Genomic DNA, 11170 nt, shown 5'->3' with positions numbered 1-11170 from the left:
CCCGACCTACCCGTTCCGTACCTTGCTGTTGGCGTACACCCACGTGTATTCGGCGCCAAACAGGAAAATCTGCGCCGAATAGTAGAACCACGCGACGAGGATGACGAACGAGCCGGCTGCGCCAAAGCCCGTGGCCACGCTCGATTTGGCAAGGTACAACCCGATCAGTGATTTGCCGATGTTGAAGAGCAATGCCGTGACTGCGGCCCCCATCCACACATCGTGCCAGGATATCCTGGCAGTCGGCATGATCTTGTAGATCATCGCAAACAGAACCGTGAAGAGGGCGAGCGACGCGATGAAATTCAATACGCTTGCCAGAACGCTTTCCACCGCATTGCCCCCGCCCAGCCAATCGCTCGTCGCTGCGAGCGCGGCGCTGACGACGAGTGAAATCATCAGCATGAAAGCAAATCCGAGAACCAGCCCGAAGGACAACACGCGGCCGCGCAGCCATCCCCAGATACCCGCCGGTTTCGCTTTCGCCGGTACCCGCCAGATGCGGTCCAGGTCCGTTTGCAGCTCGGCAAACGTGGCCGTTGCGCCCAGCAGCACAAGAAAACCGCCGACGATACTGGCGACGATCCCGGTGGACGGTTCGCGCGCAGCTTGCAGCAAACCCTGCACGGCCGCTGCGCCTTCCTTGCCCATGATGCCCTGAAGCTGCGCAATGATTGCGCCTTGTGCGGCGTCCTGTCCAAATACCGTCCCGGCGATCGCGATGATCAGGACCAGCAGCGGTGCGAGGGAAAACAGCGTGTAATACGAAAGCGCCGCCCCCATGCTCGGCGCGTAATCATCGATCCAGGCGTTTGCCGCCGCCACGAAGATTTGCCACTGCCTGCCGATCCAGCTCCCCGAGGTGTGTTCGAACATCGGGCGTGGCGGCGCGCTTGTGGATGGTTCCGCGATCTTCGCGTCGGATCTGCTTTCCTCCGCACGCGTCGGCACATAGGCCGTTCCTTTCTGGACCGGGGCGGATGGTTCGTCACCGGCATTGTGCCTGGCCGAGGCAATGGACGCTGCCAGGGAAACAAGCAAGCTACCTGCCTTCAGCATTCCGCCAAGGTGGTCGTGGCGTTCCGGTGCCACATCCGGTACAGGGGCCTTCTTGCGCCTGAGGAGCGCATACCCCCCAGCCGCGATACCCAGTACCGCGGCGCCGCGCACGTACGGCGAGGAAAGCACGTCCGAAGCCCGTGATTTCAATACGTCGAATTGCGCGTTCGTTTCCATCGCGGCGGTCGCTGCGCGGGCTTCGGATTCGTGCATCTCGTGAGCGGTAGGGTTCATATCATTTCCTCGGACTGAAACGGAGCGGGTCACCTGCATGACGGTAAGCCTTCCGCTTGCGAGATTCAGTACGGTGACTCACCGTTCATTGAAACAAATGACGAAGGACCGCAGCCCGAAGGGCCGCTTGCGAGCCGATGCGAACCTGATATTCGCGTGGCTGTCGGGTTGAACCTGCTGTCAGCCGCCCTTGTTTCCGGCACCGGACCTGACTCGTCCGACCAGCACGGGTACCAAACCGAAGGGGACGAACGCCAGCACAAAACCAGCGACAAGACTCAGCATCGCGTCGCGCGTTGTCGACGAGGAGGACGCAAGCGCTCCCCCGTAATCACTGTCAAAAGCGACCGTGAATGCTGCGCAGAAGATGCCCACGACGATACCTACCGCCGCCGGCCCTGTTAACGTCTCGCGTTCACGCCGGGATACGTTCATTCAGGCGCTTCCGGAGCCCTGATCGACGGGGACACCAATCTTGCCTTCCAAATAAAACACACAAGCGCCTTCCAACTCGACACGGTTTCCGACGACCCGGCATACAAGCTCGCCACCACGAGCGGAAGCCTGGTATGCGCGGAGCTCACGCTTTCCCAGGCGGGCACTCCAATACGGCGCGAGCCCGCAATGCGCTCCGCCCGTAACCGGATCTTCCGGTATCCCTTTAGCCGGCGCAAAATAGCGGCTCACGCAATCCCACCGCTGGTCTCCCCGAGCGGTCACGACGACGCCCGGACGGTCGAGCCGCGCGATCGCAGCCATGTCCGGTGTCAGGCTACGTACCGCCTCAAAATCGTGCAGGACCGCGATGTAATTAAAACCGTCGTCGAGCATCTCCACCGGCTCGATTCCCAGTGCTTCAGTGAGCCCCTCCGGAAGCGGGATCGATCGCGGCACGCGTACCGGAAAATTCATCACATATCGATCGCCCATGCGCTTGACGGTCAGAGGGCCGCTCGCCGAATCGAACGTCACCATTGTGCGTCCTGGCTGTAGCCGCTCCATGACGACTGCGGCGCTTGCAAGCGTAGCATGGCCGCACAGCGGCACCTCGACCGTCGGCGTGAACCAGCGCAGGCGGTAATTGTCGCCGTCCGGGACCAGAAAGGCAGTTTCCGGGACGTTGTTTTCCGCCGCAATCCGGCGTAGCAGCCCATCGTCCGGAAACGTGTTCATCAAGATCACGGCAGCGGGGTTTCCTCCAAACAGCCGGCTGGTGAATGCGTCGACTTGATATATTGGCAGACTCGTTACTGGACAATTCATATGGTTGAGCGTTCGTCGATGACTTACGAAATGGATGGGTCCGGGTTGAACTGATTGGCGACGCCAGTCTGGCGGAAGAAGCGGTCTATTTCGGCTTGAGGGTATTGCGAGACCCGGGCCGTCTGGAGACCTTTGCACGCCTCGAGGGGAACGAGCAGTTTGTCCGGCGGGCAGATACCAAAAAGTTCCACATGGGCGAGCCCGGGGATTGCCGTGAGCGGCTCGAGCGACCGGATGGTCGTGGTCTTCCCTGACGCGTCCCAGCCAGGAAGCGTCGACAAGGAGAGTGATGTCAGCCGCGCCAGTCTGGCCAGCGGCCCGAGATCGCGAATCCCTGGCATGTGCACTACGCGTAGATAGCGCAGCATCTCCAGCCTTCCAAGCGATTCAAACGATTCATCAGGAAACGTGCCGATGACCAGTTCTTCCAGATTAAGCAGCTCGGCCAGGGAGTCGAGGCTCTTGTATCGGCAGTGCCATACCATTGCACTGCGTACAGCTTCAGGATGGGCGACCACCGGGAATACGCGCGCCGGGTCGCGCATCGCCTTGAGGTGTGCTCCAGAAATTTCCATCCTGCGAATACGTTCCTGTGTCGGTGTGGCGGGCAAAGATCAGCGTGGCTCAGTGTACCGGGCCGTTGCCGCCAAAGCAACTAACGGAGGCCGTACGCGTCGCCGCAGGCGTTCGACGAGGGGTTCCCGGCGGCCGGCGCGGGCGCAGGGTGGGTCGACGTTATGTCACGCGCTCCAGGCGCGCGATCAGGTCGGGCAGCGGCAACGGCCGGCAATACAGGTAGCCCTGCATGCACGGGCGCCCGTTCTCGCCGAGGAAGCGCGCCTGCGCCTCCGTCTCGATGCCCTCCGCGACGACGCGCAGGCCCAGGTGATCGGCCATCGCGAGGATGGTCTGCACGATCGCCGTGCCGTTGGCGTCGTGCGGCGTGTCGCGCATGAAGCTCTTGTCGATCTTCAGTTCGTACAGCGGCATCTTCTTCAGGTAGCCCAGGCTCGAATAGCCGGTGCCGAAATCGTCGATCGAGAAGCGGATGCCCAGCGCCGCCAGCTCGCGCATCTTGGCCGTGATGAGGTCGAAGTCTTCGACGAGCAGCCCTTCCGTCACCTCGAACACGAACGCGTGCGGCGTCACGCCCGATTCGTCGAACGCGGCGCGCACCTGGGCGACGAATTCGGGCTGGCGGAACTGGCGCGGGCTGACGTTGATCGACAGTTGCAGCGGATGCCCGGCCGCCTCCAGCGCCAGGCGCGCCTCGCAGGCCTGGCGCAGCACCCACAGGCCGAGGGGGACGATCATGCCGGTCGTTTCCGCCACGGGGATGAAGACGTCGGGCGGGACGAACGTGCCGTCGGCGCGGCGCCAGCGCATCAGCATCTCGGCGCCCACCGGCTCGCCCGCATGGTCGACCTGAAGCTGCAGGTGCATGGACAGCTCGCCGTTGTCGAGCGCCGCGGAGAGGTCGCGGCCCAGCGTCAGCTGGCGCTCGGCCGCGGCCAGCATCCGCGTCTCGAACACGGCGACGCCGTTGCGGCCGGCCGCCTTGGCGTGGTACATGGCCAGGTCCGCATCGCGCAGCAGGTCGGCCACGGACTGGCCGGGGCGCGTGGGCAGCGCGACGCCGATGCTGGCCGTCGAATGGTAGCTCTGGTCGTCGATGACGACGTCGTCGGCCAGGGCGACGCGGATCTTGTCCGACACCGACAGCGCGGCGGCGGTGGCGGCGGCGGGATCGGTGCCGAGGCCGTCGAGCAGCACGACGAATTCGTCGCCGCCCAGACGGGCCACCGTGTCGCCCTTGCGCACGACGTGGGCCAGGCTCTTCGCCGTGTGCTTGAGCAGCGCGTCGCCCGTCGCATGGCCGCGCGCGTCGTTCACGTGCTTGAAGTTGTCCAGGTCGATGTACAGCACGGCGCCGAGCCCGCGGCCCCCGTTGGCCGATGCCACCATGGCGTCCAGGCGCTCCGTCATCAGGCGCCGGTTGGGCAGGCCCGTGAGGACGTCGTAGTAAGCGAGGCGGTGGATCGCGTCGGCCGAATGGCGGCGTTCCGTGATGTCGCGGCCGACGACGACCCAGTGGCTGATCCGGCCCGCGTCGTCCGTGAACGGCATGAGTTCCATCTCGACCCAATAGGGGTCGCCGGACTTGGTGTAGTTGACCAGTTCCGCCGTCGCCGGCTGGCCGCTGCGCATGGACTCCACGATGCGCTCGACGACGGCCGGATCCGTGCCCGGCCCGTGCAGCACGCGCATGCTGCGGCCGACGATGTCGGCGTCGCTGTAGCCGGTGCGGCGCTGGAACGCTTCGTTGCTGAAGATGATGGGCTGGTCGCGGTCCGGCGTGTCGACGGCGCGCGCGATCAGCACCATGTCGTTCAGGCGCGACAGCGCGGCCGACGTCAGGCGCAGTTCGGCGTTCACCGCCTGCAGCGCATCCTTCCCGCTCTCCAGCGATTTGGCGAAGCCGCGCACTTCGTCCAGCGAACGCGATAACCCCTTGAGCAAGGTGCTGCACGTGAGCGTCAGCAGCGCGCCCACGCACGTGAAGTTCAACGCGACGAGGAGCGCGACGATGATCGGGTCGTGGCCCATGTCCACCAGCGACGACTGGAAGTAGCCGATACCGAGGATGAGGATGATGGCGCTGGCCGCGAGGGCCGTCAGCGCCGGGCCGGTCCCGAGCAGGATCGCCGCCATCACGGGCGGCGCCATCAGGTAGTTCTGGCTGACCGGCCCCACGTTCAGCATCAGGCAGATGGCCACCATGTAGATGATGGCGAGGAAGTTCAGGACGCGGAAGGTGTACGGCAGGCGCTTCAGGCGCCACAGGGCGAACAGCCAGCCCAGCGCGGCGCCGTCCATCGCGGCCACGGTCCAGACGCCTTGACGCAACACGACGACCGCACTGGGAATCGCCGCGATGGTGCCCAGGACGAGCACTATCGACAACAGGCGCGAGAAGATCCGCGCGCGCCATTGTGCGATATCGTCAAACCCTAGCATTAAATTGTATCCTCGCGGCGCGGCCGGAAAGGTCCGGCCGATGTTCTCGTGAGGCAACATTGTAAGGCCCGGACCGCTTACTGTCACGCGAGACACTATCAGGTGTTGTTGTCTTGTGACTGACAGTTCAACAACTACGGCCCGGCCCGCCCCTTTTCCGCGTCGCCGGACACCCCACCGTGGACGGCACGCAACACCTCGAGCCGCACCGGTTCCAGCGCATTGGCCGGGTCGCCGTCCGTCGTGACGGCGAGCGCGATCGTATTGTCGCCGTGCGGGTCGAGGATGCCCGGCGGGATCACGAACACCCGTTGCGGCCCGACGTGCGCGATGAACTGCCCGACATTCCAGCCGTTGACGAAGATGAGCGCGCGGTTCTCGCGCCCGGAGCGCGGCCGCGTGGTGTCGCCGAACGCGAGGCCCAGCTGGACGTCGTGCCCGCGCGGCAGGTCCAGCTTCACCTGCGTGCGCAGCCAGTACGTGCCCGGGGCCGGCGGCGCGTCGTCCGGCCGCGCGCGCGCCCACCCCTGCCCCGGCGCACCCGGCAGGTGCCAGCCCGCCCGTTCGCCGTACAGGCCACCGTCGTTGTACGGACCGCGCACGCGGTCGGCGATGTCCTCGCCGCCCTGGTTGCCCTGGATGCGCCAGCGGATCGGCACGGCGAACCGCCGTCCCCCTTTCGAGGTCAGCGACGCCGCGATCAGGCCGCGCGCCTCGCGGTGCGCGTCGTCCGCCATCAGGTCCCAGTTGTGGGAATCGTTGCGGACCATGACCGCGACGACGTGCGGCCCCGGCGCGAGCTTGCCGAGGTCGAAGCGCACGGTGTCCGTCGTCTCCGGGAACGAGCGGCCCGTGTCCAGCTCGTGCTGGCCCAGGAAGCGGCCGTCGACCCACGCCTGCAGCATGCCCGCGCCACCGCCGCCATAGAAGAGTTCCAGGCGGTTCGCGGCGGGATCGCTGGCGTCGAAGCGGCCGCGGTACCACACGTCGCCATGATGGAAACCGTAGTCGCTCATCGCGAGCGTGGGCTGGCCGCGCTCCGGCAACGTCCACGTCTGCGCGGCCGACGGCCGGTTGTCCGCCTGCACCCAGGCGCCATCGTCGAAGCCGGGCTGCGCCTCGGGACTGTCCATGCGCCGCGTCCACGCCACGGTGCGGAGGTCCGGGACGGCGACGGGCACCGGACCGGCGAGCGGCACGGTGCTGCGCAGGCTGCCGTCCGGCTGGCGTGCCATCGTCAGGGCGGCGCCGTTGAACGAGACCCCGGCGATCTCCGGCCCCCAGATCTCGAGCGGACTGGCGGCCGCCGTATCGCCCGCCAGGTGCAGCCGGCCGCCCTCGATGCCGGCGGCACGCACGAGCGCCGGCGTCAGTTCGAGGACGCGGCCCGCCGGCGTGTCCTGCATCCAGAAGCGCTGCGACGTGCCCTCGTCCGCGATCAGGAGCAGCAGCGGCGCGCGTCCACCACCCGTGATGCGTACGCGCGCCAGGCCCGTGTGCGCATACGCGAGCTTCAGGTCCCCGCGCGCCGCGTCGAACGTCGTGCGCACGTCGCCCGCCAATACCTCGACCTTCGGTGCCGATGCATAGCGCAGCACCGTCTCGCCGTTCTCGCCGTCACGGCCGTGCAGCAGCACGACGTCGCGCGCCCCGTCGCGCAATTGCGCCTGCAGTTCGGACGTGGCGTACACGAGGTGCTGGCGCTCCAGCGCGTAATCGGCCAGCAGCATCTTCGCGTCCTGGCCATTCAGGCGCGCTGCGATCGTGTACGTGCCGTCGCGCGTGGTGACGTCGAACGAGAACGCATCGTCCGTCAGCAGGTCGGACGGGCCGTGCACGGCGAACAGCACGTGCGTGCCGAGCTCCGTGTTGACGTTGTGGTAGAGACGCACGCGCGGGTTCGTGGTGCGGATCTCCGGGCCCTTGTCCATGCGCGCGAGCACCGGCGCGGCCGCCTGCACGAACATGCCCTGCTGCTTCAGCGCCAGCGCCTTCGGACGCAGGCCGCGGTCTTCCGCGATCGGGGCGCCGTAGTCGTACGACGTGTACACGATGGGCCCCGGCAGCCAGCCCCACGACGTGCCGCCGAACGCCATGTAGATGTTGTGGAGCGTGATGCGGTTCATCAGGTTCGTCCCGTAGAACACGCGCTGGTAGCCCTTGCCCTGGCGTTGGGCCGTGCACGCGTACGTGCCGTTCGAGCCCCAGTAGTCGAACCAGCCCGCCCCGATCTCCGCCACGAAGCCGGGCGTACCGGGGGAGCTGGCCGCGCCCGCCTTCGGTCCCGGCGCCGCGTAGATGCCCCAGTCCGGCGCCTTGTTCGGGCCCGCCGGATTCGCGTGGACGTCGCAGGCGCCGCCCGGATAGCCGTCGAACGCATACAGGTCCACCGGTCCCGGATTCGCCCACGGCGCGGACGACGCCGCCGGCGTCCAGTCGGGCAGCCGGCCCGCAGCGTTGTGGAACAGCGGCACCGTGATGCCGTCCGCGCGCGCCTTCGCCGCCAGGTGCGCCATCTGGCGTACGTGTTTCGGCTCCACCTTGCCCAGTTCATTCTCGAGCTGGTAGGCGATCACGGTACCGCCGCCCGTCGTCGCCTGGTGGCGCGCGATGATGGCGTCGATCTGCGTCATCCATTCGTCGACGGCCGCCAGGTAGGCCGGATCGTCCGTGCGCGCCTCCGCCCGGTTGCGGAACATCCAGCCGGGGAAACCGCCGCCGGACAGCTCCGCGTTGACGTACGGCCCCATGCGCGCGATCACGTACATGCCCTCTTCTTCCGCGATCTCGAGCGCCCGCTCCACGTTGCGCACGCCGGAAAAATCGTAGACGCCCGGCGCCGGCGAGTGATAGCCCCAGTCGAAATAGAACGACACGCCGTTGAACCCGACCGCCTTCATCTTCTGGATCACGTCGCGCCACTGCGCGGGGTCGGGCAGCCGGAACGGGTGGATCTCGCCGGACCACACGACGATCCGCTTGCCGCCGACCATCAGCGAGTACGGGTCCCAGCCGACCTGCCGCGGCTTGCCGCGCGGGCGAACGGCGGCGGCGACGTCCTGCGCACGGTCGGCCAGCACGTCCGGCGCGGCCACGCCTGCCGCCACGCCGGCCAGCGGTCGTTGCGCCGACCACGTCTTCATGCCATCGGCGCTGTCGGCCTGCCACGCATGGCCCGCCGCGTCGGCGAAGACCAGGCGCCAGCTGCCGTCCGGCCGGCGCGCGAGGCCGATGCCGGGTGCCGCCAGGCCCAGCGCATCGAGCGTCCGCTCGACGGTCCACGGCCCCGCCAGGTCGCCGGCCCGCGCCAGTACCAGGCCGCCGTCCGCGCGCCGGCGCGCCAGCGCCACGTAACCGCCGCCATCCTGGACGATGGCCGCATCCTCGTACCTGTCCTGCAGGCCCGTCAACGCACGCGGCGCCGGCGCGGTCTCCGGCGCCAGCAGCGCGGGCCCGCGCGGCAGCGCGACGACGAGTTCCAGGCTGCCGTCGCGCGCACGCACCCAGCGCGGCGCGCGTACGGGACCCGGCATCGGCACGGTGCGTTCGAACGTCCACTGTTTCAGGTCGCTCGAGCGCGCGAAGCCGATCTCGTTGCCGGCCCCTGCCACGTACGCCACCCGGTACCGGCCGCCGTCGCGCACGAGCGCCGGGTCGCGCAACATGCCGCGCGGCGGCGCATATGCTTCCGACGCCTGCATGACGAAGGTCGTGCCGTCGTCCGAACGGAAGATGCTCAGGCGGTCCGGCAGGCCGGGCGCCACGGCGGCCATCAGCCATGTCGTGTCGGCCCGGTTCGCCCGGTCCCCGGCGCGCGCTGCCGTATCCGACGCTTGCGGAATGCCCAGCTCCTGCGCGACCGCGGGCACGCAGGCGAGGACGGCGGCGGCGAGCGCCGCGCACAAACGGCGGCCGCTCATGCCCGCACGTCCGCGCGGTTGTCGAAGCCTTGCACGTGCTCGGTGACGACCGGCGTCCCGCGCACCGTGCGCACCGCCACGTCGCGCAAGCGTATGTCGCGCACCGGCAGGTCCGCCTCGCCCTTCACGCGGCAGACGAAGCCCGCATCCTCGACGCGGATGCCGGACACGAACAGGCCTTCGATCGGCGTGAGGCGGCGCTCGAGCGTGGGCACGAGCGTCTTCCATTGGTACAGCACATCCGTCTCGACGGCAAGCACGCCGCCCTTGATGCGGGTGGCGCTCACGTTCGTCATGTGGATGTTGCGGACAAAGCCGCCGCGCCGTTCGTTCGTCTTCACGTACAGCAGGTTGTTGATGGTGCTGGGCACGGAGGAATCCGCGTGATCGAAGTGGCAGTCGTCGACGAACACGTTCTCCACGCCGCCCGACAGCTCGCTGCCGATCGCCATCAGCTGGTGGCCATTCTTGATGCGGCAGCGGCGCATCACGATATTGCGCGACGGGACGCCGAGGCGCCACGCGTCGCGGTCGCGCCCGGACTTCACTGACACGGCGTCGTCGCCCTGGTCGAACGTGCACTGGTCGATCAGCACGTTCCGGCTCATCTCCGGATCGACGCCGTCGTTGTTGTGGCCGTGCGCCGCGATGTCGACCCGGCGGATCACGACGTCGCGGCAGAGGTAGGGATGCAGCACCCAGAACGGGCTGTCGACGATGTGGATGTCTTCCACGAGCACCTGGCGGCAGCGGTTGAACTGGATGAAGTGCGGACGCAGGTTGGCCTGGCCCGCCGTCATGTCGCGCCGTTCCACGGGCACGCCGTCGCGGCACGCCATGTTGTACAACGCGACCAGCGCATCCATGTGCGCCTGCGGCCGCGCATACCATTGCTTCCACACGTCGAGCCGCGCGCGCAAGGTGCCGCGGCCCGTGACCGCCACGTTCTCGCACTCGTATGCATACACGAGCGGCGAATAGTTCATGCATTCGAGTCCCTCCCAGCTCGTGGACACGGCTGGCAGGTAGTCGCGCGGGTCGGGCGAAAAGAGGAGTGTCGCGCCGTCTTCCACGTGCAGCGCGACGTGGCTCTTCAGGTGGATCGGGCCGGTCGGCCACGTCCCCGCCGGGACGACGACGACACCGCCGCCGGCCGCATGCGCCGCCGCGATGGCGCGCGCGAGCGCGGTGCCGGTCGCCGCCTGGTCGCCGCGCACTGCCCCGTACGTCACGATGTCGAAGCGGGGCGCGCCCGAGAAATCGGGCACGGCGATGGCGGGCATCGTGAACGGCGCGTCGACGCGGACTTCGGACCTGGGCAGCGTGCCGGCGGATCCCGGCATGAAGGCCTGGCAGCCGGCCAGCACGGGCACGGCAACGCCGGCGCGCAGCAGCGCGCGCCGTGAGAGGGAACTGGGCACTGAACGTCTCCTTTGATGGTGCACCGCGCACCTTGTGAGCGCATATTGTGCCGCCTGCGCGGACACCGTTGTCGATTCGCCATGCAAGCGCTCAACAACGTGATTATTACCGCGATCGGACCGGACCGACGGTTCGCTCAAGCATGCTTAGCGCTACCATGCCCCCGTCAATATGACCGCACGAGTCATCGATAACGACATGGAGACTACAACGATGCGTTTCACCGCAACCCCTCGGAACATTCATCCTCTTTC

7 protein-coding genes are annotated in these 11170 nt (G+C 67.5%); all 7 read right to left on the bottom strand.

Features of this window, described 5'->3' with window-relative positions; genetic code table 11:
- Window positions 1-6 precede the first annotated feature (6 nt).
- On the bottom strand, window positions 7-1293 hold the full coding sequence (locus tag ACL58G_RS18595; protein ID WP_440962740.1) for a YihY/virulence factor BrkB family protein: 1287 nt from the start codon (window positions 1291-1293) through the stop codon (window positions 7-9).
- A gap of 180 nt (window positions 1294-1473) precedes the next feature.
- On the bottom strand, window positions 1474-1728 hold the full coding sequence (locus ACL58G_RS18590) for a hypothetical protein (protein WP_440962739.1): 255 nt from the start codon (window positions 1726-1728) through the stop codon (window positions 1474-1476).
- Window positions 1729-2556, bottom strand: coding sequence for a PhzF family phenazine biosynthesis protein (locus ACL58G_RS18585; RefSeq protein ID WP_440962738.1), 828 nt, complete (start codon window positions 2554-2556; stop codon window positions 1729-1731).
- 23 nt (window positions 2557-2579) lie between these two features.
- The gene (locus tag ACL58G_RS18580) at window positions 2580-3131 is read right to left on the bottom strand and encodes a hypothetical protein (protein WP_440962737.1); all 552 of its coding nucleotides are present in this window, start codon (window positions 3129-3131) and stop codon (window positions 2580-2582) included.
- A gap of 160 nt (window positions 3132-3291) precedes the next feature.
- Window positions 3292-5574 (bottom strand): putative bifunctional diguanylate cyclase/phosphodiesterase, encoded by a 2283-nt coding sequence (locus ACL58G_RS18575; protein ID WP_413389023.1) that lies wholly within the window; start codon window positions 5572-5574, stop codon window positions 3292-3294.
- Between the two features lie 134 nt (window positions 5575-5708).
- The gene (locus ACL58G_RS18570; RefSeq protein WP_440962736.1) at window positions 5709-9494 is read right to left on the bottom strand and encodes a beta-galactosidase; all 3786 of its coding nucleotides are present in this window, start codon (window positions 9492-9494) and stop codon (window positions 5709-5711) included.
- Window positions 9491-10915, bottom strand: coding sequence for a glycoside hydrolase family 28 protein (locus ACL58G_RS18565; protein ID WP_440962735.1), 1425 nt, complete (start codon window positions 10913-10915; stop codon window positions 9491-9493). Before ACL58G_RS18565 ends, ACL58G_RS18570 begins: the two co-directional genes overlap by 4 nt.
- Window positions 10916-11170: the final 255 nt, after the last annotated feature.

Origin of the sequence: Massilia sp. GER05 (assembly GCF_052056005.1) — a bacterium.
GTDB classification, from domain to species: domain Bacteria; phylum Pseudomonadota; class Gammaproteobacteria; order Burkholderiales; family Burkholderiaceae_D; genus Telluria; species Telluria orientalis.
This window is presented reverse-complemented; position numbering and strand designations above follow the sequence as displayed.